The 24,184-nt window shown below is 67.1% G+C and carries 25 protein-coding genes and 3 pseudogenes; 7 read left to right on the top strand and 21 right to left on the bottom strand.

Going from position 1 to position 24,184, the window contains the following annotated elements:
* Positions 1–31 precede the first annotated feature (31 nt).
* Positions 32–1,423, bottom strand: a complete 1,392-nt coding sequence (locus MSM1_RS01725) for a glycine--tRNA ligase (protein ID WP_213439911.1) — start codon at positions 1,421–1,423, stop codon at positions 32–34.
* 199 nt (positions 1,424–1,622) lie between these two features.
* Between MSM1_RS01725 and MSM1_RS01730 the strand changes: the two genes are divergently transcribed.
* Positions 1,623–2,042, top strand: coding sequence for an ArsR/SmtB family transcription factor (locus tag MSM1_RS01730; RefSeq protein ID WP_374101679.1), 420 nt, complete (start codon positions 1,623–1,625; stop codon positions 2,040–2,042).
* Entirely contained in the window at positions 2,039–2,437 is a 399-nt protein-coding gene (locus MSM1_RS01735; RefSeq protein ID WP_213439913.1) for a Fur family transcriptional regulator, read from the top strand. The genes MSM1_RS01730 and MSM1_RS01735 overlap by 4 nt, the downstream gene beginning before the upstream one ends.
* Here MSM1_RS01735 and MSM1_RS01740 read toward each other — a convergent pair.
* From MSM1_RS01740 to recO, 3 genes are read right to left on the bottom strand one after another with little or no spacing between them, the layout of a single operon-like run.
* Positions 2,434–2,856: a hypothetical protein gene (locus MSM1_RS01740; protein ID WP_213439914.1), complete on the bottom strand. Its 423-nt coding sequence runs from the start codon at positions 2,854–2,856 to the stop codon at positions 2,434–2,436. The genes MSM1_RS01735 and MSM1_RS01740 overlap by 4 nt on opposite strands.
* Complete coding sequence (locus MSM1_RS01745; RefSeq protein ID WP_213439915.1) at positions 2,856–3,770, bottom strand: decaprenyl diphosphate synthase; 915 nt, start codon at positions 3,768–3,770, stop codon at positions 2,856–2,858. The genes MSM1_RS01740 and MSM1_RS01745 overlap by 1 nt, the downstream gene beginning before the upstream one ends.
* Positions 3,730–4,560 (bottom strand): DNA repair protein RecO, encoded by an 831-nt coding sequence (recO, locus tag MSM1_RS01750; RefSeq protein ID WP_213439916.1) that lies wholly within the window; start codon positions 4,558–4,560, stop codon positions 3,730–3,732. The genes MSM1_RS01745 and recO overlap by 41 nt, the downstream gene beginning before the upstream one ends.
* Before the next feature lie 109 nt (positions 4,561–4,669).
* On the opposite strand from recO, the gene MSM1_RS01755 reads away from it, so the two are divergent.
* On the top strand, positions 4,670–6,145 hold the full coding sequence (locus tag MSM1_RS01755) for an amidase (protein WP_213439917.1): 1,476 nt from the start codon (positions 4,670–4,672) through the stop codon (positions 6,143–6,145).
* Positions 6,146–6,157: 12 nt separating this feature from the next.
* On the opposite strand, the gene era is transcribed toward MSM1_RS01755, so the two are convergent.
* The 8 genes from era to hrcA all read right to left on the bottom strand — a co-directional run bounded on the left by era (position 6,158) and on the right by hrcA (position 13,566).
* Positions 6,158–7,072 carry a GTPase Era gene (gene era / locus MSM1_RS01760; protein WP_213439918.1) on the bottom strand — a complete coding sequence of 305 codons (915 nt, stop codon included), beginning with the start codon at positions 7,070–7,072 and terminating at the stop codon, positions 6,158–6,160.
* A 133-nt stretch (positions 7,073–7,205) separates the two neighbouring features.
* On the bottom strand, positions 7,206–7,472 hold the full coding sequence (locus MSM1_RS01765; protein WP_236055033.1) for a cytidine deaminase: 267 nt from the start codon (positions 7,470–7,472) through the stop codon (positions 7,206–7,208).
* A 49-nt stretch (positions 7,473–7,521) separates the two neighbouring features.
* Positions 7,522–8,829: a hemolysin family protein gene (locus MSM1_RS01770; RefSeq protein WP_213439920.1), complete on the bottom strand. Its 1,308-nt coding sequence runs from the start codon at positions 8,827–8,829 to the stop codon at positions 7,522–7,524.
* Complete coding sequence (gene ybeY / locus MSM1_RS01775; RefSeq protein WP_213439921.1) at positions 8,826–9,359, bottom strand: rRNA maturation RNase YbeY; 534 nt, start codon at positions 9,357–9,359, stop codon at positions 8,826–8,828. The genes MSM1_RS01770 and ybeY overlap by 4 nt, the downstream gene beginning before the upstream one ends.
* 34 nt (positions 9,360–9,393) lie before the next feature.
* On the bottom strand, positions 9,394–10,443 hold the full coding sequence (locus tag MSM1_RS01780; RefSeq protein ID WP_213439922.1) for a PhoH family protein: 1,050 nt from the start codon (positions 10,441–10,443) through the stop codon (positions 9,394–9,396).
* A gap of 45 nt (positions 10,444–10,488) precedes the next feature.
* Positions 10,489–11,304: a 16S rRNA (uracil(1498)-N(3))-methyltransferase gene (locus MSM1_RS01785; protein ID WP_213439923.1), complete on the bottom strand. Its 816-nt coding sequence runs from the start codon at positions 11,302–11,304 to the stop codon at positions 10,489–10,491.
* Positions 11,305–11,316: 12 nt separating this feature from the next.
* Entirely contained in the window at positions 11,317–12,465 is a 1,149-nt protein-coding gene (gene dnaJ / locus MSM1_RS01790) for a molecular chaperone DnaJ (protein WP_213439924.1), read from the bottom strand.
* Between the two features lie 69 nt (positions 12,466–12,534).
* On the bottom strand, positions 12,535–13,566 hold the full coding sequence (hrcA, locus tag MSM1_RS01795; protein ID WP_213439925.1) for a heat-inducible transcriptional repressor HrcA: 1,032 nt from the start codon (positions 13,564–13,566) through the stop codon (positions 12,535–12,537).
* A 149-nt stretch (positions 13,567–13,715) separates the two neighbouring features.
* Between hrcA and MSM1_RS01800 the strand changes: the two are divergent.
* The 3 genes and pseudogenes from MSM1_RS01800 to MSM1_RS01810 all read left to right on the top strand — a co-directional run bounded on the left by MSM1_RS01800 (position 13,716) and on the right by MSM1_RS01810 (position 15,386).
* Positions 13,716–14,036: pseudogene (locus tag MSM1_RS01800) on the top strand (type II toxin-antitoxin system VapB family antitoxin).
* 69 nt (positions 14,037–14,105) lie between these two features.
* Positions 14,106–14,714, top strand: coding sequence for a carboxymuconolactone decarboxylase family protein (locus MSM1_RS01805; RefSeq protein WP_213439926.1), 609 nt, complete (start codon positions 14,106–14,108; stop codon positions 14,712–14,714).
* Positions 14,711–15,386: pseudogene (locus MSM1_RS01810) on the top strand (sigma-70 family RNA polymerase sigma factor). The gene MSM1_RS01805 and the pseudogene MSM1_RS01810 overlap by 4 nt, the downstream one beginning before the upstream one ends.
* Positions 15,387–15,389: 3 nt before the next feature.
* Here MSM1_RS01810 and MSM1_RS01815 read toward each other — a convergent pair.
* The 6 genes from MSM1_RS01815 to MSM1_RS01840 all read right to left on the bottom strand — a co-directional run bounded on the left by MSM1_RS01815 (position 15,390) and on the right by MSM1_RS01840 (position 19,954).
* Positions 15,390–15,887 (bottom strand): hypothetical protein, encoded by a 498-nt coding sequence (locus tag MSM1_RS01815; RefSeq protein ID WP_213441272.1) that lies wholly within the window; start codon positions 15,885–15,887, stop codon positions 15,390–15,392.
* Positions 15,888–16,011: 124 nt separating this feature from the next.
* Positions 16,012–17,184, bottom strand: a complete 1,173-nt coding sequence (hemW, locus tag MSM1_RS01820) for a radical SAM family heme chaperone HemW (RefSeq protein ID WP_213439927.1) — start codon at positions 17,182–17,184, stop codon at positions 16,012–16,014.
* Positions 17,185–17,247: 63 nt separating this feature from the next.
* The gene (locus MSM1_RS01825) at positions 17,248–17,682 is read right to left on the bottom strand and encodes a transglycosylase family protein (protein ID WP_213439928.1); all 435 of its coding nucleotides are present in this window, start codon (positions 17,680–17,682) and stop codon (positions 17,248–17,250) included.
* Positions 17,679–18,119 carry a hypothetical protein gene (locus MSM1_RS01830; protein WP_213439929.1) on the bottom strand — a complete coding sequence of 147 codons (441 nt, stop codon included), beginning with the start codon at positions 18,117–18,119 and terminating at the stop codon, positions 17,679–17,681. Before MSM1_RS01830 ends, MSM1_RS01825 begins: the two co-directional genes overlap by 4 nt.
* A 468-nt stretch (positions 18,120–18,587) precedes the next feature.
* Entirely contained in the window at positions 18,588–19,568 is a 981-nt protein-coding gene (locus MSM1_RS01835) for a sulfate ABC transporter substrate-binding protein (RefSeq protein ID WP_374101680.1), read from the bottom strand.
* A 191-nt stretch (positions 19,569–19,759) separates the two neighbouring features.
* Positions 19,760–19,954: a hypothetical protein gene (locus tag MSM1_RS01840; protein WP_213439931.1), complete on the bottom strand. Its 195-nt coding sequence runs from the start codon at positions 19,952–19,954 to the stop codon at positions 19,760–19,762.
* Between the two features lie 212 nt (positions 19,955–20,166).
* On the opposite strand from MSM1_RS01840, the gene MSM1_RS01845 reads away from it, so the two are divergent.
* Entirely contained in the window at positions 20,167–20,754 is a 588-nt protein-coding gene (locus MSM1_RS01845; RefSeq protein WP_374101681.1) for a PepSY domain-containing protein, read from the top strand.
* Positions 20,755–20,759: 5 nt separating this feature from the next.
* Here the strand turns inward: MSM1_RS01845 and lepA are convergent, their stop codons facing one another.
* The 3 genes and pseudogenes from lepA to MSM1_RS01860 all read right to left on the bottom strand — a co-directional run.
* Positions 20,760–22,667: a translation elongation factor 4 gene (lepA, locus tag MSM1_RS01850; RefSeq protein WP_307857255.1), complete on the bottom strand. Its 1,908-nt coding sequence runs from the start codon at positions 22,665–22,667 to the stop codon at positions 20,760–20,762.
* Positions 22,668–22,750: 83 nt separating this feature from the next.
* Positions 22,751–23,179, bottom strand: a complete 429-nt coding sequence (locus tag MSM1_RS01855) for a CBS domain-containing protein (protein ID WP_213439934.1) — start codon at positions 23,177–23,179, stop codon at positions 22,751–22,753.
* A 260-nt stretch (positions 23,180–23,439) separates the two neighbouring features.
* Positions 23,440–24,131 (bottom strand): annotated as a pseudogene (locus MSM1_RS01860) (hypothetical protein); the annotation flags it as partial.
* Positions 24,132–24,184 lie beyond the last annotated feature (53 nt).

Raw genomic sequence — 24,184 nt, forward strand, 5'->3', positions numbered from 1 at the left:
GTCTAGGCCACGCGGGATTGCCCGGCGGAATTCAGCAGCCCTTGAGCCGCTTCGCCAGGTAATCGGCGACGTGGGCGATCGCGATGCGATCCTGGGTCATGCTGTCACGCTCGCGCACGGTGACGGCCTGGTCGTCGAGTGACTCGAAATCCACCGTCACGCAAAACGGCGTGCCGACCTCGTCCTGGCGTCGGTAGCGCCGCCCGATCGCGCCGGCGTCGTCGAACTCGATGTTCCAGCACTGCCGCAACTCGGCCGCCAGATCACGGGCTTTCGGGCTCAGGTCGGCGTGCCGCGACAGCGGCAGCACCGCGGCTTTGACCGGCGCCAGCCGCGGGTCCAGCCGCAGCACGGTGCGCTTTTCCATCCCGCCCTTGGCGTTGGGCGCCTCATCCTCGGCGTAGGCGTCGATCAAAAACGCCATGAACGACCGGGTCAGGCCCGCCGCCGGCTCGATCACATACGGCACATAGCGGCTGTCGCTGGCCTGATCGTAGAACGACAAGTCAACCCCGGAATGCTTTGAGTGCGTGGACAAGTCGAAGTCAGTACGGTTGGCGACACCTTCCAGCTCGCCCCACGGGTTGCCGGTGAAGCCGAACTTGTACTCGATGTCGACGGTGCGCGCCGAGTAGTGCGAGAGCTTGTCTTTGGGGTGCTCCCACAACCGCAGGTTGCCGGGCTTGATCCCCAGGTCGACATACCACTGCAGCCGAGTGTCGATCCAATACTGGTGCCAGTCCGCCGCCGTCGATGGTTCGACGAAGAACTCCATCTCCATCTGCTCGAATTCGCGCGTCCGGAAGATGAAGTTGCCGGGGGTGATCTCGTTGCGGAAGCTTTTGCCCACCTGGGCGATACCGAAAGGCGGCTTTTTGCGCGCGGTGGTCACGACGTTGGCGAAGTTGATGAAGATGCCCTGCGCGGTTTCCGGCCGCAAATAGTGCAACCCCTCCTCGGTTTCGATCGGCCCCAGATAGGTCTTGAGCATCATGTTGAACTCACGTGGCTCGGTCCACCGACCGGGCTCGCCGGTGTCGGGGTCGCGAATATCGGCCAGCCCGTTGGGCGGCGGATGGCCGTGCTTGGCCTCATAGGCCTCGATGAGCTCGTCGGCGCGGTAGCGCTTATGGGTGATCAACGACTCCACCAGGGGGTCGTGAAACACGTCGAGATGGCCGGAGGCCACCCACACCTCGCGGGGCAAGATGATCGAGGAGTCGATCCCGACGACATCCTCGCGGCTGGTGACCACCGAATGCCACCACTGCCGCTTGATGTTCTCCTTGAGTTCCACCCCCAGCGGACCGAAATCCCACGCTGATTTGGTGCCGCCGTAAATCTCTCCCGAGGGGTAGACCAGGCCGCGCCGTTTGGCCAAATTGACGACGGTATCGATGACGGACGCCACGGGGTGGTGCACTCCTGTCTGGGACGCGGGACTGTCTGGGACGCGAGACGGCGATCTCAGGCCGCGCCGCGGGCAGCGCAGGCAGCGACCCGCCGCTGGCCCCAAGACCACCAGTCATCGTAGCGACCGGCACCAGGGATCTTTGACATGCATCATCACGCATGTGACAGTGGAGTCAACCGGCAGCGTTTCTCGGCCAGTCGTTCGTCGCTTGAAGGTGAGGGTCATGTCCCGGTCAACGTCCACCGCGACGGGCGGCGAGCTCGGGTCCCGGCCGGGCACCGGTTTGGCCGAGGACCACCGAGAGGGGGCGTCGGCGTTTTCCGGGCTGCCCGCGCCGCCGCCGCGGGAAATCCTCGACTCCGCCGGTGAGCTGCTGCGCGCGCTGGCCGCGCCGGTGCGGATCGCCATCGTGTTGCAGCTTCGTGAATCCCAGCGCTGCGTGCACGAGCTCGTCGACGCGCTGGGGGTGCCGCAGCCACTGGTCAGCCAGCACCTGAAGATCCTCAAGGCCGCCGGCGTGGTCACCGGCGAGCGCTCCGGCCGGGAAGTGCTCTACCGGCTGGCCGATCACCACCTTGCCCACATCGTCCTCGATGCGGTCGCTCACGCCGGCGAGGAGACACCGTGACCGGCCCCAGCGTGCGCTCCACCCGCCAGCGGGTGGCGATCTCGACGCTGCTGGAGACGCTCGACGACTTCCGCTCGGCTCAGGAGCTGCACGACGAGCTGCGCCGGCGCGGCGAGAACATCGGCCTGACGACCGTGTATCGGACGCTGCAGTCGATGGCGGCGGCGGGGCTGCTCGACACGTTGCGCACCGACACCGGCGAATCGCTCTACCGGCGCTGCTCGGAGCACCATCACCACCACCTGGTGTGCCGCAACTGCGGCTGCACCGTGGAGGTGGGCGACCGCGAGGTCGAGACGTGGGCCGCCGCAGTGGCGGCCGAACACGGGTTCTCCGACGTCAGCCACACCATTGAGATCTTCGGTACCTGCTCGCAGTGCCGACAGTCCGCCTAACGTATCAGCGCGCGCCGAATTGCGGCGCCGTTGTCAAGCACGATCAAGATCAGCGTGCGCAGTGCGTCGTCGCTCAGGCCGGCACCGGGAAAGTTATAACGCAGCATCACGTCCGCGGTTTTGCCGGGGCGACCCCCCGTCACGGGTGCCTGGCCGGCCTTCTCGGCCAGGGTCACCGCGCCCAGCTGCGCACTGCGCGCCTGCTGGGCCACACGGTCGCGAATCTTCTTGGTCAGCGGCAGATCCCAGGCCACCATCTGGGTGAGCGACACCAGGTCGAGGTCCTCGAAAATGGTCACCACCCGCAACGACGCGAACGTGCCTTCGTGACGGAATGTCAGCGCGCCATCGGGTTCCCTCGCGACGGGCAAGGCAATATCGCCCAGTATCACGGCCAATCGCTCTAGCAGGGATGGCATTAGGCCCGCCCAAACCGCCGATGGCGTGACGCGTACTCCTCGCAGGCCGCCCACAAGTCGCGGCGGTCATAGTCGGGCCACAGCTTGTGCTGAAAGATGTACTCCGCATATGCCGACTGCCACAGCATGAAATTGCTGGACCGCTGCTCACCCGAGGTGCGCAGCAGCAGGTCCACGTCGGGTGTGTCAGGGCGATACAAGTGGCGGGCGACGGTCGCCTCGGTGATCCGATCCGGGTTTAGCCTGCCGGCAGCGGCCTCACGCGCGATTTCCCTTGCCGCTTCGGTAATCTCTATGCGGCCACCATAGTTGACACAGTAGTTTATGGTGATGACGTCGTTGCGCGCCGTCATCTTCTCGGCGATTTCGAGTTCCTTGATGACACTGCGCCACAAGCGCGGCCGCGAGCCCACCCACCGGATCCGCACGCCAATCGCGTTGAGGTCCTCCCGGCGCCGGCGCACCACATCGCGATTGAAGCCCATCAGGAAACGCACCTCCTCCGCGGAGCGTTTCCAGTTCTCGGTAGAGAACGCATACAGGCTCAGCCACTTGATACCGAGTTCGATAGCACCGCAGGCGACGTCGATCACCACCGCCTCACCCATCTTGTGTCCCTCGGTGCGGGGCAATCCGCGCTGAGTAGCCCAGCGGCCGTTGCCGTCCATCACGATGGCCACATGGGTGGGCAGCTGGGTGGCCGGAATCCGTGGGGCCGCCGCCTTCGACGTGTGCTGCGGGGGCCGGCGCGGGCCGCCGTCAGGAGATGGCGGCAGCTCCGGGAACACGACCGGCCAGGTCGACGTGTCGGGAAAAGTGGGGTAGTCGGGCGGCGCCGGATCCAGCTGAGGATAGCCGGTTGCCGGCCAACGCTCAGCCGCCCGCCGACAGGCGCCAGCCCGGTTCCTCGCCATGGGCCACATCCTGCCCGACCAGCGATACTCGCCGGGCGGTGAGGTCGCGATCAACCCGATAGGTGCGCTCCACCAGGGGCAGTGTTCGCAGCTGCCGCTCCAGATGCCATTGCAGATGCGCGGCCACCAATCCGCTGACGTGGCGGCGGTGGGAGACCGGCGAGCCCAAGGCGGTCTGCCAATCGCCGTCGCGCAGCGCGGACATCAGGCCCAGCGCACCCGGCGGCGGCGTGATCGAACCGGCCGGCCGGCAGCGTGAGCAGACGCTGCCCCCGGCCGCGATGTGAAACGCCCGGTGCGGACCGGGTGTGGCACAGCGGGCACACTCCGTGAGCGCCGGCGCCCATCCGGCGATGCTCATGGCGCGCAGCAGGTAGGCATCCAGCACCAGCTCGCGGGGCCGGTTCCCGTCCGCCACCGCCCGCAACGCGGCCACCGTGAGCCGGTGCAGGGCCGGGGCCGGGGCCCGCTCCTCACCGGCGAGGCGTTCGGCGGTCTCAAGCATGGCGCACGCACTGGTGTAGCGGCCATAGTCACTGACAATGCCGGTCGCGAACGCGTCGAGGCAGACGACCTGGGTGACGATGTCCAGATTACGGCCGGGATGCAACTGCACGTCGATGTGCGCGAACGGCTCCAAGCGGGCGCCAAACTTGCTGCGGGTGCGCCGCACTCCCTTGGCCACCGCGCGGACCAGCCCATGGTCGTGGGTCAGCAGGGTGACGATCCGGTCGGCTTCGCCGAGCTTGTGCTGGCGCAGCACCACCGCCCGATCCCGGTATAGCCGCATCACACCAGTCTCGCATTTGTGCTGAAATATCCTGGGAATGCTCCCGGCATTGCGCGCCCGCAGACGTTATGCACACCAATCGTCTTGATAGCCCATACGCTTGACGGTGATGACACGCCCTTGCAGCTCCGGCAATCCGCGGCTTCCCACCCTGACCGATCAGCTCTACCAGCTGGCCAACGGTGAGGTGACTTCCGAAGAGCTGGTCCGTCGTTCGCTGCACGCCATCAACCTCAGCCAGCCCACCCTCAACGCGTTCCGGGTGGTATTGACCGAGTCGGCGCTGGCCGATGCCGCTGAGGCGGACCGGCGGCGGGCCGCCGGTGACACGGCTCCGCTGCTGGGTGTGCCGATCGCGGTCAAAGACGACGTCGACATCGCCGGAGTGCCAACGGCCTTCGGCACCCTGGGATACGTGCCGCCGGCCACCGCCGACGCGGAGGTGGTGCGCCGGCTGAAGGCGGCGGGCGCGGTGATCGTCGGGAAGACCAACACCTGCGAGCTCGGCCAGTGGCCGTTTACCAGTGGACCCGGATTCGGGCACACCCGCAACCCCTGGTCGCGAATCCACACACCGGGCGGGTCGTCGGGTGGCAGCGCGGCTGCGGTGGCCGCGGGCCTGGTTACCGCGGCGATCGGTTCCGACGGGGCCGGCAGTGTCCGCATCCCTGCGGCGTGGACGCACCTGGTGGGCATCAAGCCGCAACGCGACCGCATCTCCACCTGGCCGTTGCCGGAGGCGTTCAACGGCGTCACCGTCCACGGCGTGCTGGCCCGCACGGTGGCCGATGCGGCGCTGGTGCTCGACGCCGCGTCCGGCAACGTCGAGGGTGATCGCCACAAACCCCCGCCGCTGACCGTGTCCGACTATGTCGGCACCGCACCGGGCCCGCTGAAGATCGCGATGTCGACGCAGTTCCCGTTTACCGGGTTTCGGGCCTCACTGCACCCGGAGATCCGCGCCGCGCTGCACCACGTGGCCGGGCAGCTGGAGCGGCTGGGCCACACCGTGGTGCCGGCCAACCCGGACTACGGTGTGCGGTTGTCGTGGGATTTTCTGTGCCGGGCCACCGCGGGCCTGCTGGACTGGGCGGAACGGCTGGGACACGACATCAGGTGGGATCCCCGCACGGTGGCCAACATGCGCCTGGGCCGGCTGCTCTCGGAGTCGGCGTTGCGCGCCGCGCTGGCGCGCGAAGCCGCGGATCGGCTCCGGGTGGGCTCGATCTTCCTTTATGTCGACGTGGTGCTGGCCCCCACGACGGCGCAGCCACCACCGCTGGTGCATGCCTTCGACGGGCTGGGCGGGTGGGCGACGGATCGACTTATGATCAGCGCCTGCCCGGTGACATGGCCGTGGAATCTGCTGGGCTGGCCGGCGATCAACATCCCGGCCGGATTCACCTCGACGGGGCTGCCGATCGGTGTCCAGCTGATGGGGCCGGCCAACAGCGAGGGCATACTGGTGTCGCTGGCCGCCGAACTGGAGGCTTTTTGCGGTTGGGCGACCAAGCAACCGGATGTGTGGTGGGACACCGACACAGACATGCCTCCGGTCCCCACCGGGCAGCAGCCCGTGCGATGACGGCTGGATCGGTCAAAATCCCAGTCTGCCAAGCTGTTTGGGATCACGCTGCCAGTTCTTGGCCACCTTGACGTGCACGTCGAGATAGACTTTGCTGCCCAGCAGCCGCTCGATTTGGCCGCGCGCGGCGGTGCCGATTTGCCGCAGCCGTTCCCCGCCCTTGCCGATGATGATGCCCTTCTGGCTGGGCCGCTCTACGTAGAGCACGGCGCGCACGTCGATCAGGTCATCGCGCCCCGGGCGCGGGCTGACCTCGTCGATGACCACCGCCAACGAATGTGGCAGCTCGTCGTGCACGCCCTCTAACGCGGCTTCGCGGATGAACTCGGCCATGAGAACCTCCTCGGGTTGGTCGGTGAGCTCACCGCCGGGGTAATAGGCCGGGCCGGGCGGCAACGCGGCGGCCAGCACGTCGATCAGCACCTCGATCTGCTCGCCGGTGACCGCCGACACCGGGACAATATCGCTGACATGCTGGCCACCAACGGATTGCATCAGCTCGTCGACGGCCACCAGCTGCGCGGCGACCCGCTGTTTGGGAACCTTGTCGATCTTGGTGACGACGACGACGAGCGTGGTCTGCGGCGCTGCCGTGCGGAGCTGCCGAGCGATCCATCGGTCACCGGGGCCGATCGCCTCGTCGGCGGGAATGCACAGCCCGATCACGTCGACTTGCGTGTAGGTGTTCCGGACCAGGTCATCTAGTCGCTGCCCCAAAAGGGTGCGCGGCCGGTGCAGGCCCGGGGTGTCCACCAGGACGATCTGGCAGTTCTCCCGGTGCACGATGCCGCGGATCGCATGCCGGGTGGTCTGTGGCCGAGTCGAGGTGATAGCTATCTTCGAACCGACGAGGGCGTTCATCAGCGTGGACTTCCCGGTGTTCGGCCGTCCGACGAAACACACAAAGCCCGAATGGAACTCGCTCATAGGCGCCGGCGACGACGGGGGCCGTGAAGCGGCGCGGGGAAAAGCCGGGCGCTCGGCTCTTCCCGGCTTGCCGAGCCTGCGCACGGCGCGTCTTTTCGCGTGATTGCGCGCCCGGCGCGCACCGTCGGCACGGTCACTGCTGCACCACACCGTTGCGATCGGTGATGATGACCTCGGCGGCAGCCGATAGTTCCCGGACCGCGGCGACACCGGGGTCATCGGCGGAGCCCCCCACCAGCACCGCGGCCTCTAACCCGGTTGCTCCGCTGGACACCGCCGCCGCCACCGCCGCCTGCAACGCGGTCAGCTCCAGGCTCGACAGCCGCACCGGCGCACCGGTGTAGCTGCGCCCGTCATTGTCCCGCACCGCGGCGCCGCTGCCGGCTTCGGTACGGGCCATGGCCGCCCGCGCCAGCGTCACCAGCTTGGCGTCCTCGGCATCCAACGGCTCAGTCCGCACGGTCGGCCCCCGCATCGTGCCGGCCGTCGGAGTCAACCCGGCTCAACAACACCGTCCCGACCCGGACCCGGCCGCGATGATCCGGGCCGCCTTCGGCGTGCAGCCGCAGGCCGTGCGACACCACCTCGGCGCCGGGCAGCGGAACCCGGCCCAGTTCCAGCGCCAACAAGCCGCCCACGGTGTCGACGTCGAGGTCATCGCCGAACTCCACACCGTAAAGCTCGCCGAGGTCTTCGATCGGCAGCCGCGCCGACACCCGGTAACGGTTATCTCCCAAGTCCTCTATCGGTGCGACCTCGGCCTGGTCGTACTCGTCGGCGATCTCACCGACGATTTCCTCCAGCACGTCCTCGATGGTCACCAGCCCGGCGATTGCGCCGTACTCGTCGACCAGCAAGGCCATATGGTTGCGGTCGCGTTGCATTTCGCGGAGCAGAGCGTCGAGGGGCTTGCAGTCCGGAACGAACACCGCCGGGCGCATCACCTGCGCCACGGTTGGCTCGGTGCTGCGCTTTGTCGCGTGATATGTGTGCTGCACAAGGTCTTTCAGATACACCACCCCGACAATGTCGTCGACGTTCTCCTCGATCACCGGAATGCGCGAATGGCCGCTGCGTACCGCCAGGGATATCGCACGACTCACCGGTTTGTTGCTTTCGATCCAGATCATCTCGGTACGCGGCACCATCACTTCGCGGGCCGGCGTGTCGGCCAGCTCGAAGACCGATTGGATCATCCGGCGCTCGTCGGCGGCGACCACCCCGCGTTGCTGGGCCAGGTCGACGACTTCGCGCAGCTCGATCTCGGATGCAAACGGCCCGTTGTGAAATCCACGGCCCGGTGTGAGCGTGTTGCCCAGTATCACCAGCAGTCGGCTGATCGGCATCAATAGCCACGAGATCGCTTGCAGCGGAAGAGCGGACGCTAACGCTATGGGATACGCATGCTGACGGCCGAGGGTGCGCGGGCCGACACCGATGACGATGAAGCTGGTCACTACCATGATCGCCGCGGCGGCGACCAACCCCCAATCCAGGCTGAGGTACACATAAAGGAAAGCCACCAACAATGCGGTCGCGGTGATCTCACAGATGATCCGCAGCAGCACCACCAAGTTGATGTAGCTCGGCCGCTGGTCCATCACCTTGGCCAGCCGCACCGCTCCGGGTCGCTGCTCACGGACCAGCTCGTGCACCCGGGCCATCGACACCGTGCTGATCGCGGCGTCGATCGCCGCGAACAACCCGCCCAGACCGATCAAAGCGATCGCCTCGAGCAGCGGAGCCAATCCGGTCAATTCTCGAAATACCTTGACTTGTCCAGCAACCGGCGATCCTTTTCGCGCTGGCGATCTTGCTCGTAGGCCTCGACCTGGTCAGCGACCCACTCTTCAAGCAACCGATGCTGCAAGGCAAGCATTTCCTCTTCTTCGTCCGGCTCGGCGTGGTCGTAGCCGAGCAGATGAAGCACACCGTGGATGGTGAGCAGCGCCAGTTCCTGGCCGAGGCTGTGGCCTGCGGCGGCGGCCTGCTGCGCGGCGAATTCCGGGCAGAGCACAACGTCGCCCAGCATCGACGGCCCGGGCTCGGGGGCATCCGGGCGACCCCCCGGCTCGAGCTCGTCCATCGGGAAGCTCATCACGTCGGTCGGCCCGGGCAGGTCCATCCAGCGCATATGCAGATCGGCCATGGCCGCGGTGTCCAGCAGCAGCAGCGACAGCTCGGCGGCCGGGTGGACGCCCATGCTGTTGAGGACGAAGCGAGCCACGCTGATCAGCTCCGTTTCGGAAACGTCAAAGCCCGACTCGTTGGCAACCTCGATGCTCACGCGCTGACCTGCCTTTTGCGCTCCAACTGCACCATCACCGGCGATGACGGACGCCGGCCGCGCGCCGTGCGGCCCGGTTCATCATCAGGCCGGGCGCCTCGTGTTTGGCGTAGGCCTCGACGATCTCCGAAACCAGCCGATGGCGCACCACGTCAACGCTGGTCAGCTCCACGATGTGGATGCCGTCGACGTGCCCCAGGATGTCGACCGCGGCCCGCAAACCCGACGTGGCGCCGCCGGGCAGGTCGATCTGGGTGACATCGCCGGTGACCACGACCTTGGAGCCAAATCCCAGCCGGGTGAGGAACATCTTCATCTGCTCGGCGGTGGTGTTCTGGGCCTCGTCGAGGATGATGAACGCGTCGTTTAGGGTCCGCCCACGCATGTACGCCAGCGGCGCTACTTCGATCACCCCGGCGGTCATCAGCTTGGGGATCAGCTCCGGCTCCATCATGTCGTAGAGCGCGTCGTAGAGCGGCCGCAGATACGGGTCGATCTTCTCACTCAACGTGCCCGGCAAAAAGCCAAGGCGCTCACCGGCTTCCACCGCGGGCCGGGTCAAGATAATGCGGGTGACCTGCTTGGTCTGCAGCGCGTTGACCGCCTTGGCCATCGCCAGATAGGTCTTGCCGGTGCCGGCCGGGCCGATCCCGAAGACGATGGTGTTGGCGTCGATCGCGTCGACGTAGCGTTTCTGGTTGAGGGTCTTCGGCCGGATTGTCTTGCCGCGGCGTGACAAAATGTCGAGGGTCAGCACCTCGGCCGGTGACTCGTTACCGGTGCCGACGAGCATGGCTACACTGTGGCGCACCGCCTCGGGCGTCAGCGTCTGCCCACCGGCCACGATCGCCACCAGCTCGGAGATCACCCGCTCGGCGAGCGCGACATCGGCGGGCTCGCCAGTCAGGCGGACCGAATTGCCCCGCACGTGCAGGTCGGCGGCCAAGGTACGTTCAAGCGCCCGCAAATTCTCGTCGGCGGAACCCAGCAGGCCCACGACGAGGTCGGACGGAACATCGATGCTGCTGCGCACCTGAGAAGACGACGACGAAGAAGGGTCAGCAGCGGTCTCGCGGGGCGTCACGTGGTTTCTGGTGCCTGCTTTCTGTGGTTTCGGGTGCTTGCCGCCTCAGTCTACCGCCGGGGGCTGGGGGCGGTCAGCGCCCAGCAGCGTCGGCGACCCGCAATCGCAGCCGGTTCCGTCCCAGCGCGGGGTCAGCACGCCCAGCGCGCCCAGCGTGACCGCGGCCGCGCTCGACGTGCGCAGCACCGTGGACCCCAGCCGCACCGCGACCGCGCCCGCGCCGGTCAACGCGGCGAGCTCGCCGGGGGCGATACCACCCTCTGGGCCGACCAGGAGCATCAGCGAGTTCGCTTGTGTCAGAGAAAGATCCGTGAGCCTATTGGTTGCCGACCCATGCAAGGCGAGCACCACGGTCCCCGAGGCGACCTGCTCGCGGACCCGCTGAGCCAGCTCCGCCGTGGATAGCGGACCGTCGACCGGCGGAATATGGGCGCGGCGAGCCTGCCGAGCAGCCGAGCGGACCACCGCGCGCCACCGCCGCAGACCCTTGGCAGCGCGGGCACCGTCCCAGCGGGCCACACATCGCGCCGCCTGCCAGGCTACGAAGGCGTCAGCACCGGCTTCGGTGGCCAGTTCGACCGCCAATTCGGAGCGCTCCGACTTGGGCAGCGCCTGGACCACCGTCACCGGCGGCTGCCCGGGTGTCACACTCCAGCGGCCCAGCACCCGGGCGCACAGCCCGTCGCGCCCGGCGCGCTCCACCACACAGCGCGCCAGCACGCCGGCGCCGTCACCGAGCACGAGCTGCTCGCCAACCCGAATCCGCCGCACATTGGCAGCATGGAAACCCTCGTCACCGCCGACAATGGCCAGCGCACCGGCAGCGGGCAGCGCGTCGACGTAGAACAACGGCGCCACCATCGCGGCCCGAGGCTAACGGCCGGTGAAGGTCTCACGCAGCCGGCTGAACAGCCCGCTGCTGGTGCCGTGCACCGATCGCACTTCGGCGACATCGCGGTTGCGGTGCATCTTCAGCTCGCGCAGCAACTCGGTTTCGCGATGATCCAGCCGGGTGGGAACCACCACCTCGACGTGGACCTGCAGGTCGCCGCGCGCGCTGGAACGCAGCTGCGGCATGCCGTGGCCGCGCAGGGTAATGGTCGAGCCCGGCTGGGTTCCCGGTGGAATGGTGACCTCGGTGGCACCGTCGAGGATGTCGTCGATCACGACGGTGGTGCCCAACGCGGCATCGACCATCGGCAGCGAGACCGTGCAGTGCAGGTTGTCGCCTTCGCGGACAAAGACGTCGTGGGGTTGTTCGTGGACCTCGACGTACAGATCCCCCGCCGGTCCCCCGCCGGGTCCGACTTCGCCTTGGGCGGCCAGCCGGATCCGCATCCCATCGGCCACGCCGGGGGGGATCTTCACGCTGATCTCCCGGCGGGCCCGCACCCGGCCGTCGCCGCCGCACTGGTAGCACGGGTCGAGGATGACCTCACCGACACCGTGACAGGTCGGGCACTGCCGCGATGTCATCACCTGCCCCAGCAGCGAGCGCTGGACCATCTGCAGTTGGCCGCTGCCGCCGCAGGTGTCGCAGCGCACCGGTGAGGAGTCGCCGTTGGTGCCCGTCCCGTGGCAGCGGTCGCATAGCACCGCGGTGTCGACGGTCACCCGTTTGGTCACGCCGGCAGCGCACTCTTCCAGGTCCAGCCGCATCCGCAGCAGCGAGTCCGAGCCGGGCCGCACCCGCCCGGTGGGGCCACGTGAGGCCGTAGCACCACCGAAACCGCCGCCGAAAAACGCCTCGAACACGTCGCCGAGCCCGCCAAAGCCGGGGAACCCGTTGGCCGACGCGCCGGCGCTCTCCAGCGGATCACCGCCCATGTCGACGATCCGGCGTTTCTCCGGGTCGGATAGCACCTCGTAGGCGATGCTGACTTCCTTGAACTTCGCCTGCGCTTCCTCATCCGGGTTGACGTCGGGATGCAGCTCACGCGCCAGCTTGCGGTAAGCGCGTTTGATCTCCGCCTCGCTCGCGTTTCTGCTGACACCGAGCAGACCGTAGTAGTCGCGTGCCACGCTTGACCTTTCTGTCCGCGTCTTGTCCGCGTTACGCCGCTGTCCTGGAGTTCGGCGGCACGTGCGTGCTCATCGGGCACTCAGCACTTCGCCGATGTACATAGCAACTGCTGCGACACTAGCGATAGTTCCCGGATAGTCCATTCGGGTGGGCCCCAACACGCCCATGCCGCCATACACCGTATCCGAAGTGCCGTAGGCGGTGGACACCATCGACGTGCCCGCCATCTCCTCTACTTGCGTCTCTCGGCCGATCCGCACCGTCACTTTCCCGGCTTGCTGCTGAGCCGCCAGCAGCCGCAGCACCACGACCTGCTCCTCGAGGGCTTCCAGGATGGGTCGCAGCGATCCCCCGAAATCGGCCGCGTTACGTGTCAGGTTGGCGGTACCGCCCAGCAGCAACCGTTCCTCATTATGCTCCACCAACGCCTCCAGCAGCACCGTCGCCGCGCGGCCAACGGCGTCGCCCAGCCCGTCGCTGTGCTCGAAATGTCCGGCCAGCTCTGACACCGCCACCGACGCCACCGGGAGCTTCTTGCCCTCCAGCGCCTGACCCAGCAGCTCCCGCAGGCGGGATAGCTGCTGATCGTCGATGACGTCCCCCAGCTCGACGATGCGTTGATCGACCCGGCCACTGTCGGTGATAACGACCATCAGCAGCCGCGCCGGCGTCAGCGCGATCACTTCCACGTGACGGATCGTCGAGGTCGACAACGTCGGGTATTGCACAATGGCCACCTGGCGGGTGAGCTGGGCCAGCAGCCGAACCGCCCGGCGCAGCACGTCGTCGAGGTCGACGCCGGACTCCAGAAACTTGTGGATGGCACGCCGCTCGGCGACCGAGAGCGGCTTGATGTCATCGAGCCGGTCGACGAACTCGCGGTAGCCCTTCTCCGTCGGCACCCGCCCGGAGCTGGTGTGCGGCTGCGTGATGTAACCCTCGGCTTCCAGCACCGCCATATCGTTGCGCACGGTGGCGCTGGACACCCCCAGGTTATGGCGTTCCACCAGCGCTTTCGAGCCGATCGGCTCCCTGGTGGCGACGAAGTCGGCGACGATGGCGCGCAGCACTTCAAAGCGTCGCTCCTCAGCGCTTCCCATCGACGTCCACCTCCTTGACCGGGTCCATTTTACGGGCATCAGCAGCGGACTTGCCGTCGTCGGCCGTCACCGCTGCCCGGAGCGCACCGTCGCCGCGCTAGCCTTTTCCCCATGCTCACGCCGGGAGACGCACCGAGGACGATCGTCGAATGATCTTCAAGGGCGTGCGGGGAAGGCAGGCCATACCCCGACGATGGCCTGTCCTACCGGGACTGGTCTCAGATACCGCCGCGGCAGATCCGGCTCGATGAACTGGTCACCACCACGACGGTGTTGGCGCTGGACCGACTGCTCTCCGAGGACGCGACGTTTTACGGCGATCTGTTCCCGCATGCGGTGAAATGGAAGGGCTTGAATGCCTAGGGGTCTATCTGGAGGACGGCCTGCGCCGGGCGTGCGGCGCTGCGCAACCGCACCGTGCTACACGCGCGGTATTCGATATGGCCATGCCGCTGGGCGATCAGGCTTGAGCGGGGTGGTCACGTTCTGGTCGGGCCGGGTGTCGAGATAGTAGAGACCACCTTCCAGGAGGAAATAGGATGCCACGGCTTACCGGAGTCTCCGACCGCGACGCCGGCCTAGGCGCGAAGATCGCCTTCTTTTTCACCAGGCGACGCTTCAAGCAGATGACCGGACTGCAAACCGCGACCATGCTCGAACCGCTGCGGATGTATGCGCATATCCCCAAGTTGCTCAACGCCTACGGGCGACTGGAGCTGGCGGAGTCGAAACTGGACATTCTGAGTCCGCGGCACCGAGCGCTCGCCGAACTCAAAGCGGCGGCGACGGTGCGCTGCGAGTACTGCATCGATCTCGGTTCGCAGATCGCGCGCGGCTGGGGGATAACCGACGAGGAATTGCTTGCGCTGTCCGATTACCAGAACGCCTCGTGCTTCTCCGATCTCGACAAGCTGATCCTGGCCTACGCGACGGCTATCAGCCGCACACCCGTCGAGGTGAGCGACGAGCTTTTCGACCGCCTGCGAGCCCACTTCGACACGGCTCAGCTCGTCGGGCTCACCCACATCATCACGCTGGCTAATCTTCGGGGCCGGTTCAACCTTGCGCTCGGTATCGGTTCGTCGGGCTTCTCCGCCGGCAGGGTGTGCGCGCTGCCCGACGGCAGCCGGCCAGCGGGCAACACGTGACCGCAGATGCGTCGCTGACGGCGCGGTTCCAGGCGGCCCGCAGCTGGGCGCGCTCGCCTACCGCATGCTGGGCTTCATCGACGACGCCGAGGACGCCGTGCAGGAGGCGTGGCTGCGGTTGAGCCGCAACGACGCCCAGGGTGTTGACAACGTCGTCAATCTCGACGCCTGGCTGACCACCGCGGTGGCACGGATCTGCCTGAGCACGTTGCGTGCCCGCCGCGCCCGAGCCCGGGAGGAACTCGTCGCGCAGGTGCCCGACCCCGTGGCGGATCTCGTTGGGGAGTTCGACCCCGAGCACCGGGCGATGCTGGCTGACGCGGCGGGTTGGCGTTGTTCGTGGTGCTGGACACCCTGTCGCCCGCAGAGCGGCTGGCTTTCGTGCTGCACGACGTCTTCGCCGTTCCGTTCGATCAGATCGCGCCGATCCTGGACCGGTCACCGGAAGCGACACGCAAGCTGGCCCGCGGTTACGCGACGCCGGAGCGGCAGGCGCGGGCCGCCACCGTCAACGGCGCCGCGGGCGCGGTCATTTTCCTTGCCGGCCGGCCAACCGCGATCATGGGATTCGTCGTGCGCCAAGGACGGATCACCGCGATCGACGTGCTGGCCGATCCGGCGCGCGTCGCGCGAATCGAGGTGAGCGCGGTGCTCGGAAAGCCGCGTCGATAACCGTCAGGCCGTGGACGCCTGCAGCAGCGCCAGCGCGGAATCATGCGACAGGACCCAGTTGCCGTCTTCATTGACGAACAAGAGGTGCTTCGTCACCGGCCCCGCGAACTTCGGACCCGAGATGGCCACGTCGGCGGTGGCCGCATTCGGACCGGCCGGCTGGATATTTGTCACGGTGAACGACTCCGGAAACTTCCCGTCCCGGTACGCCTTTCTCAGGTCATGGTCGGCTACATGGCCCTCCTCCGGGCTGATGCCGCCCTGGACCATGCTGGTCTTGGTCGTGTACGACACGCCGGGATCGGTAACCTGGGCGCAAAGGCTGGACAACTGGTCAGCGGTCGGCAAGCCGGGCGGCGGGGGTGGTGGGTCCAGCGGAAGCGGCGACTCGAGTGCGACGGGCTGCACCTGGAATACGGCCGGGTGGCTGGCGGCACCGTCGGCGGCGGCGCCGATTACGGCTACCGCTGCCAGCCCGGTGGCAAGGAATTTCGCGGTCATGGCGGTCCTCTCTGCTGTCACGTCGCTGTCGTTCCAGCAGGTTACCCGTTCGGACTGTTGCGGGTGCCGCGTCGCCTGATCGGCAGGCCGGTCCGGGGCGCCTGGGATCCCGCCCGCCACTGCGTTAGCCCAGCAGGGTGCGCACTACGGTGTCGGCCAGCAGCCGTCCCTGCTCGGTGAGCACCAGCCGGTCGCCCTCACAGCTCAGCAAGCCCGCAGTGACCGCGGCCCCCGCGCGCTCGCGTTCCCCGGGGCCGAGAAGGCCCAGCGGCAGGCCGCGGCGCAGCCTAATGCCCAGCAACACGTCCTCGGTGTGCCGCTCGTCGGCGCCGAGCTGCTCGAAACCCGCGACCGGCAGCCTGGCATCCGCCAACGTCTGCGCATAAGTGTTGGGGTGCTTGACATTCCACCACCGTGTGACGCCGACGTATCCGTGCGCCCCCGGCCCGGCACCCCACCATTGCCCACCGCTCCAGTACCCGAGGTTGTGTCGGCACTCACCGCCGGGACGGCACCAGTTGGACACCTCGTACCAGTGCAACCCGGCAGCCGACAGCCGGGCGTCCACCAGCTCATAGCGGCGCGCCAGCACATCGTCGTCGGGCGCGGCCAGTTCGCCGCGCCGAACCCGGCGGGCCAAAGCGGTGCCGTCCTCAACCACCAGGGCGTAGGCCGACACGTGATCGGCACCGGCCTCGATCGCCGCGTCCACCGAGCGCAACAAATCCTCGTCCGACTCCCCCGGCGTGCCGTAGATCAGGTCGAGGTTGACGTGTTCGAACCCCGCGGCCTGCGCCTCCCGGGCGGCGGCCGCCGCCCGGCCCGGCGAGTGCACCCGATCTAGCACGGCGAGGACCCGCGGCGCCACCGACTGCATGCCCAGCGACACCCGGGTGTAGCCGGCCGCGCGAATCGTCGCGAAGAATTCCGGCCAAGTCGATTCCGGGTTGGCTTCGGTGGTGACCTCCGCGTCCGGCGCCAGTGCAAAATGCGCTCGCACCATGTCAAGCACCGCGGCCAAGCGTTCACCGCCCAGCAGGGACGGCGTCCCGCCGCCGACGAACACGGTGTGCACCGTCGGCCGGTCCAGCCGCGCCGCCGCCAGCTCGAGCTCCACGCGCAGCGCCGCCAGCCAGCCGTCGGGGTTGACGCCGCCCAACTCGGCGGGGGTGTAGGTGTTGAAGTCGCAATACCCGCAGCGGGTCAAGCAAAACGGCACGTGCACGTAGACCCCGAACGGCCTGCCCGCTGCCAACCGCACATCGGGCAGGCCCACCGGTGCCGGATTCGGTGCCATGCCACCACATCATCGCACGGCGAGCCGACCGACCCGCATCCGCGGACGCCATACGGCCGGACGCTACGCCGCTCCCTCCTCGACCGCGCGCGACGACCCCGGGCACCCACCGGCCTGACTCCACATGAATGTCAGGAGATGTGTCAGAGAACCCACCGGGGCCTCATCCTGACTGCAGGATGCGCATCTCGGCCATGCTCCGGGTCCCTGGGTGGCCAGGATCCGCTGCCCAATCAGGATCTGCTCCTGCGGGCTGGCGGTCGACGGCAACGGGGATAACGCGCCGCCGCCGTTGGCATCCCACGTGGGCAAGCTGATCTGCAGGCCGCCGTAATCACCGTTGCCGGTGTTGGCTGCCCAGTTGCCGCCGGATTCGCATTGCGCGATTGCCTCCCAGTTGACGCTGTCCGCGCGGGCGGCACCGCTGGAGAAAGCGATTGGCGCCGCGGCGATTGATCCGGCGACCGCGGCCGAGGACACCGTGCGCCACGCCTTCACAACAACTCCACCGTGCTGACGAGCCAGCGGCCGTCGACCTTCTGCATGGTCATCTTGATGCGACTGCGATCGATTTGTGGCTCAGGAACAGCCAGGCTGCTCACCGACTGATCGACCATCAGTAGCACCTGAACCTTGTTGGGAGTAGCGGATTTGACCGCCGATTCGACAACCTTCCCATGCGTTACTACCTTGTTGTCGACGACGGCCTGACGGTGTTGCCCGCTGGTGGTTTTGGCGTACTTGTCATTGAACTCCCCGGTCGAGCCGTTGAGGACATCGGAGACGTGTTTGTCGATGTCCGCGCTGTCGACACTGGTCAGTGTGACGACGAATCTCTCGGCGGCGGCGAGCGCCTGCTGGCCAGCGACATCCCGCTGGTGCCGCTCAAAGAGCAGCCACCCGGCATAGCAGCTTCCGCCCAGCGCGGCAGCCATCGCGGCAGCGACCAGCAGGCGGGTTGGGCTGTGCCGCCGGTACCGAGTGCCGCGGTCGCCGTCAGCGGCTCCGCCGGCCTGCGAGCCGACGCCTGGGGTGATCGGTCCCGGCCCGTCGGGCTCGGCGCAGCCGCCGGCAGGAGACCGGCCAAGCGGTCCCCCGGCTGATTTGTGAGGATCAGCCGATGCGGTCTCTGCCCACGAGTCCAGTTCCATCACCTAGCCTCTCTGCGATCAGAGCAGATTGTCCCTTGCCCGCCCCTTTGCTGCGGCGATCGACACGCCCGGAGTTTTCACGTCGGTTACGAGCCAACAGGCCAGCGCGGGTCGGGAATCATGACCTGTCGACCGCGTCTACCGTCGCCGTGCCACCATCGCCGAGTTCCTCATGACACGACGCCGCCTGGGGCGGCGGCGTTCGGTCCGGAAGCTTTTCCGGGTCGGGGCTACGCCGCAGCAGGTTTCCGATCATCCGGTAGCGCCCCGGTAGAGCTTGGTGATGGCGCCGGTGTTCTTGTCGAACAGTTGCGGGTCGACGGCATCCCAGCCACCCAGGTCGGCGATGGTCCACAGCTGAACCGGTTCCGGAAACCGGCTTCTGACCTCGGCGGCGACCGCCGGATCGACCGGCCGGAAACCGGCTTCGGCCCACAGCTTCTGGGCCTGAACGGTGTACTGAAAGTTTTTGAACGCGGTCGCGGCATTCAGGTGCGCGCTAGTGATCACCACCGCCAGCGGGTTTTCGATTTTGATCGTCTGCGGTGGGTTCGTGTGCTCAATTGCTTTGCCCCGCAGCTCAATCTCGATAGCCTCGCTCTCGTAGGCGATCAGGACATCACCACTACCGTGGACAAAGACGTCGGTTGCCTCCCGCGCGGAGCCTGGGCGCCGTTTGACGTGCTCGTGCACCAACTTGCTGATGAACTCCAGGCCCGCTTGCGGGTCCCGGCCACCATTGCTTTTGGCGGCGTACGGGGCAAGTAGGTTCCACTTGGCTGAGCCGGAATTCAGCGGACTGGGAGTCACGACTTCCACGCCGGGCCGCAGGAGGTCATCCCAGTCATGGATGTTCTTCGGGTTACCGGTGCGCACCACCAAGGTGATCACCGACCCGAAAGGAAGCCCCTTGGTGGCATCTTTGTCCCACTCCTGAGAGACCTTGCCAGCCTTGACCAAGCGGGTGATGTCCGGTCCTGTTGAAAGATTCACGACGTCTGCCGGCTTGCCATCGGCGACGGCGCGCGACTGCTCGGCGGAGGCTCCGTAGGAGGTGAGAACCTGCACGCCCTTACCTGCCTCGGAAGCCTGGAACGCGCCAATCACTCTGCTCCACCCAGGTTCTGGAGCCGGGCAGGCCACCAGGGTGATACTGATGTGCGCGGCGCCCGGCGCGCCGTCGGCAACGCCGCCGGTGCCTGTGTGACACGCCCCGAGCAGGCTCGCGGTCAGAGCAAGGGACACGGCGTGCCGCCAACGCCCGGCTCCTAGCAGATTTCTCTCATTTCGCTCTCTCAATTTCGCTGCCCGGCCATGTCTCCCGGCGGTCACTCCTGCGCCTCAGCGCGTCAGCAGCCAGGTGGCGATCACCAGCGCCACCAGCACCACCAGCACCAACGTCACCCGCGAGCGCGGCATCCCGCTCATCGGGAATCCTCCCCGGCGCGGCGGATGCGACGCATCAGCCGGATGCCCTTGCCCAGCAGGCCGTCCAGCAGGACCGCAGCGACGTAGGCCAACCCCAGCACGACGGGCATCACCACGATGGTCTGCAGCACAAAGCCGAGCCCCGACAGCCACAACTCGACGCTGTCCCACCAACTCAGAAACCCGCCCACCCCGCTCACACTATGCGCCCTGGTGCGCGAAGCCAACACGTGTCACAGTCCGCGGATGGCCGCGGCATCCGATGCGACTCGCAGGGTGCCCTAAGGGCTGTTCGCCCAGATCAACCTGCCCATGCGCCGGTGACGGAAGCTGTGTCTCGGACGGCGCACACGCCAGGTCACCCGCGGCACCGGCGTTGCGGTAGCATGCGCCGGTGCCTGTTATGACACGCCGGTCCCGGCTTTGCGCAGCGCTTATTTCCGTAGCAGTCGTCGGGGCGATCGTCGGGCTGGCCGGGTGCGCGCACCGCGGCAACCCCGGCGCCACCTCGACGGCCACTACCACGAAGACCGCGACCTGGTCCCGCCCGGCGTCCCCGCCGGATCCGCAGGTGTTGTTGCGCGCCGGCGCCGCTGCGGTCAAGCAGGTACCGGGCGGCACACTGATCTCGATCAGATCCGAGCAAAGCGGGGCGTGGAAGGTCCAGGTGGCCACCCCGGACGGGACGGATGAGTCGATGGACGTTTCATCCGACGGCGTCACCGTGATGGTCGGGCCGACCCCGAGGAGGGAAAGCGACGCCGACAAAGCCAAAATCCGCGCCCGCGTACAGGCCGCCCGTCTGGATTACCGTGCGGCGGTGGGCAAGATGCTGGCCGCGGTGCACGACGGCGCTATCACCGAAATGAAACTCGCCGAGCGCAACGGCGCCACCGTCTGGGAAGCCGATGTGTGGGACACCTACATCGTCGAGCACAAAGTCACGATCAACGCGGCGTCCGGAGAGCTCATCGCCAACACCCAGGTATAGCCGATTTACTTCTTGGCCTTATCGGCATCGGTGGACAGCGCGGCAACGAAGGCCTCCTGCGGCACGTCAACCCGGCCGATGGTCTTCATGCGTTTCTTGCCTTCCCGCTGCTTTTCCAGCAGTTTGCGCTTGCGGGTGATGTCGCCACCGTAGCATTTTGACAGCACGTCCTTTCGCAGCGCCCGGATGTTCTCGCGGGCAATGATTTTCGAGCCGATCGCAGCCTGAACCGCCACTTCGAACTGCTGGCGTGGAATGAGTTCCTTGAGCTTGGTGGTCATCTTGTTGCCGTAGGCCTGCGCGGAATCCTTGTGCACGATCGCGCTGAACGCGTCGACGGGCTCGCCCTGCAACAGGATGTCCACCTTGACCAGTGCCGCTTCCTGCTCGCCAGCTTCCTCGTAGTCCAGGCTGGCGTAGCCGCGGGTGCGCGACTTCAGCGCGTCGAAGAAGTCGAAGATGATCTCCCCCAACGGCATCGTGTAACGCAGCTCGACGCGTTCGGGGGACAGGTAGTCCATGCCGCCGAGGTCGCCGCGGCGGGATTGGCAGAGTTCCATGATGGTGCCAATGAACTCGCTGGGGGCGATGATGGTGGTTTTGACAACGGGTTCATACACGGCGCGGATCTTCTTGCCCGAGGGCCAGTTCGAGGGATTTGTCACCACAGTCTCGGTCCCGTCGTCGAGCACTACCCGGTAGACCACGTTAGGTGAGGTGGAGATCAGGTCGAGGCCGAATTCACGCTCCAGCCGCTCGCGGGTGATCTCCATGTGCAGCAATCCCAGAAAACCGCAGCGGAAGCCAAAGCCCAGCGCCACCGAGTTTTCCGGCTCGTACGCCAGTGCCGCGTCGTTGAGTCGCAGCCGGTCCAACGCGTCGCGCAACGCGGGGTAGTCCGACCCGTCGACCGGGTAAAGCCCCGAATACACCATCGGCCTCGGCTCGCGGTAACCGGTCAACGGCCGGCTGGCGCCATGGCGCGCCGTCGTCACCGTGTCACCGACCTTGGATTGGCGGACGTCTTTCACTCCGGTGATCAGATAGCCGACCTCCCCCACGCCCAGCCCGGCGGTGGGCTTCGGCTCCGGCGAAACGATGCCCACCTCTAACAGCTCGTGGGTAGCGCCGGTGGACATCATGGTGATCCGCTCGCGCGGAGTGATCTTGCCGTCTACCACGCGCACATAGGTCACCACACCCCGATAGATGTCGTAGACGGAGTCAAAGATCATCGCGCGCGTCGGGGCGTCCGGGTCGCCCGTCGGCGCCGGCACCCGCTTGACGACCTCGTCAAGCAGTTCGGCCACACCCACTCCGGTCTTGCCGGATACCCGCAGCACCTCGCCGGGTTGGCAGCCCATGATGTGGGCGATCTCGCCGGCGTAGCGGTCGGGGTCGGCAGCGGGCAGGTCGATCTTGTTCAGCACCGGGATGATCACCAGGTCGCGATCCAGCGCCAGATACAGGTTGGCCAGCGTCTGCGCCTCGATACCCTGCGCCGCGTCCACCAGCAGCACCGCCCCCTCGCAGGCGGCCAGCGCGCGAGAGACCTCGTAGGTGAAGTCAACGTGGCCGGGGGTGTCGATCAGGTGCAGGACATAGTCGGTATCCCCTACCCGCCAGGGCAAGCGCACATTCTGCGCTTTGATGGTGATTCCGCGTTCGCGCTCGATGTCCATCCGGTCCAGGTACTGCGCCCGCATCGACCGCTCGTCCACGACCCCGGTGAGCTGCAGGATCCGGTCCGCCAGCGTGGACTTGCCGTGATCTATGTGGGCGATGATGCAGAAGTTCCTGATCTGCGCCGGCGCGGTGAAGGTCTGGTCGGCGAAACTGTTGATGGGAATCTCCTGGTAACGGTGCTCCAGCGACGACACGTCCAGCGTATCCACGCTCGGTTGCGACGGCACACCGACGGCACGATCACGCCGGGCGAAGCCCCGCCAGCGTGCAGGCAACGCCGGCAATCACGGCAATCAGAGCTACCCGGCGGCTAACCCTGCGTGATGTAGGACTGCAACTGTCGCTGCTCGGCCTCAAGTTCTTCCATCCGCGTCTTGACCACGTCGCCAATGCTGACGATGCCGGCCAGCCGTCCGTTTTCGATCACTGGCACATGCCGCACCCGGTGTTCGGTCATCAACACGCTGAGGTTGTCCACCGTGTCCGCCTTGGTGCACGTGACAAGCGCGGGGCTCATGATCTTGGCGACCGGGCGGGCGAGCACCGCGACACCGTCGGTGTGCAGCCAGCGCACCACGTCGCGCTCGGACACGATGCCGACGACACCCTCGGATCCGACCACCACCATGGCGCCGATATTGTGCTCGGCGAGGCCGGCGAGCAGTTCTCTGACCGTTGCGTCGGGGTTGATCGTGACCACCGCCGCACCCTTGTTCCGCAACACGTCCGCGATCCGCATCGAGGCCTCCCGCCGGTAGTGACCCGCCTCCCGTCAGGTTACGCCAACTCGCGCAGCGGCCAAGCCGTATTGGCTTATCCGGCCACCGTGCCCGCTGAGAAAAGCCTCGGGTTCGGGGCCTCGACGCCGTGCGCCTCGGCCGGCTGGTGTCCCGGTCGATCGCGAACACCCGGTGCGGCGGGCTGCGCCGGCGTGGGCGTATCGGTGTGGTGCCGCGCTACCGTCTGCCCGACCGCATCGCGAGCCCGGGCGCGCACGTCCCGAAGCTCCGTGCGGCGCAGCGGCAATAGTGCACCCGCTACCAACAACCACACCAACGCCGAAATCCGGGCGATCGGCAGCATCGGTCCCAGCCCCGGCCAGACCAGAACCAGCGTCGTCAATTCGGCAAGGGCGGCAGTTACCAGCCCGGCGCAGGCTAGCGATCTGGGCAGTAACCCCAGGATGCGGCCGGGCACCGCCATCCCGGCCACCAGCAGACCGAGGGGCACAACGTGACCCGGCCCGCGACCAGAAACACCAGCAGGTAGACGGCGCGTACCAGCGCGGTGTCGGCGCTGACTTCGGGTCGGGCCAGCGTCCAGGCCACCAGCCCAGCCAGACCCAACGCGCCGGCCGCCAGCGTGCCGCCGACCAGCGCAATCGTCGCCCCGGGCGCGGTCACCCCCAGCTGTCGCAACCGGGTGCTCGCCGTTGCCGCGCAGATCGCCAACGGCACCGAGGCCGCAAACGCCGCCACGGCGATGACGTGCACCGCCACCGGCTGGGCGCGCAGGTACTCCTGCACCGTGGACACCGGTCCGTAGGGCAGGGGCATCACACCGCCCAGTCCGACCCCGATGCCCAAGCCTCCGAAGAGCAGCGCCAGGCAGATGGTGGCGAGCAGCGCCAGCGGTGGTCCTCCGTGCCCGCCGCGGCCGGCTCCACTTCTATCAGAAAATGAATCGTTCATAAACTGAATAATATGCACGGGCATCCTTTCTGACAAAGGCTTATCTCGATTCA

The organism is Mycobacterium sp. SM1, from assembly GCF_018361265.1.
In the GTDB taxonomy this organism is placed as follows: Bacteria; Actinomycetota; Actinomycetes; order Mycobacteriales; family Mycobacteriaceae; genus Mycobacterium.

Excerpts from the sequence above, each read along its gene's own strand:
- MSM1_RS01745 (WP_213439915.1), bottom strand. The coding sequence starts at position 3,770 with ATGGCGAGGAACCGGGCTGGCGCCTGTCGGCGGGCGGCTGAGCGTTGG.
- hrcA (WP_213439925.1), bottom strand. The coding sequence starts at position 13,566 with ATGGGAAGCGCTGAGGAGCGACGCTTTGAAGTGCTGCGCGCCATCGTC.
- MSM1_RS01785 (WP_213439923.1), bottom strand. The coding sequence starts at position 11,304 with ATGGTGGCGCCGTTGTTCTACGTCGACGCGCTGCCCGCTGCCGGTGCG.
- MSM1_RS01755 (WP_213439917.1), top strand. The coding sequence starts at position 4,670 with ATGACACGCCCTTGCAGCTCCGGCAATCCGCGGCTTCCCACCCTGACC.
- MSM1_RS01805 (WP_213439926.1), top strand. The coding sequence starts at position 14,106 with ATGCCACGGCTTACCGGAGTCTCCGACCGCGACGCCGGCCTAGGCGCG.
- MSM1_RS01845 (WP_374101681.1), top strand. The coding sequence starts at position 20,167 with ATGACACGCCGGTCCCGGCTTTGCGCAGCGCTTATTTCCGTAGCAGTC.
- MSM1_RS01830 (WP_213439929.1), bottom strand. The coding sequence starts at position 18,119 with ATGGCTGCCGCGCTGGGCGGAAGCTGCTATGCCGGGTGGCTGCTCTTT.
- MSM1_RS01740 (WP_213439914.1), bottom strand. The coding sequence starts at position 2,856 with ATGCCATCCCTGCTAGAGCGATTGGCCGTGATACTGGGCGATATTGCC.
- recO (WP_213439916.1), bottom strand. The coding sequence starts at position 4,560 with ATGCGGCTATACCGGGATCGGGCGGTGGTGCTGCGCCAGCACAAGCTC.
- era (WP_213439918.1), bottom strand. The coding sequence starts at position 7,072 with ATGAGCGAGTTCCATTCGGGCTTTGTGTGTTTCGTCGGACGGCCGAAC.
- MSM1_RS01765 (WP_236055033.1), bottom strand. The coding sequence starts at position 7,472 with ATGGCCCGTACCGAAGCCGGCAGCGGCGCCGCGGTGCGGGACAATGAC.
- hemW (WP_213439927.1), bottom strand. The coding sequence starts at position 17,184 with ATGGCACCGAATCCGGCACCGGTGGGCCTGCCCGATGTGCGGTTGGCA.
- MSM1_RS01815 (WP_213441272.1), bottom strand. The coding sequence starts at position 15,887 with ATGACCGCGAAATTCCTTGCCACCGGGCTGGCAGCGGTAGCCGTAATC.
- MSM1_RS01855 (WP_213439934.1), bottom strand. The coding sequence starts at position 23,179 with ATGCGGATCGCGGACGTGTTGCGGAACAAGGGTGCGGCGGTGGTCACG.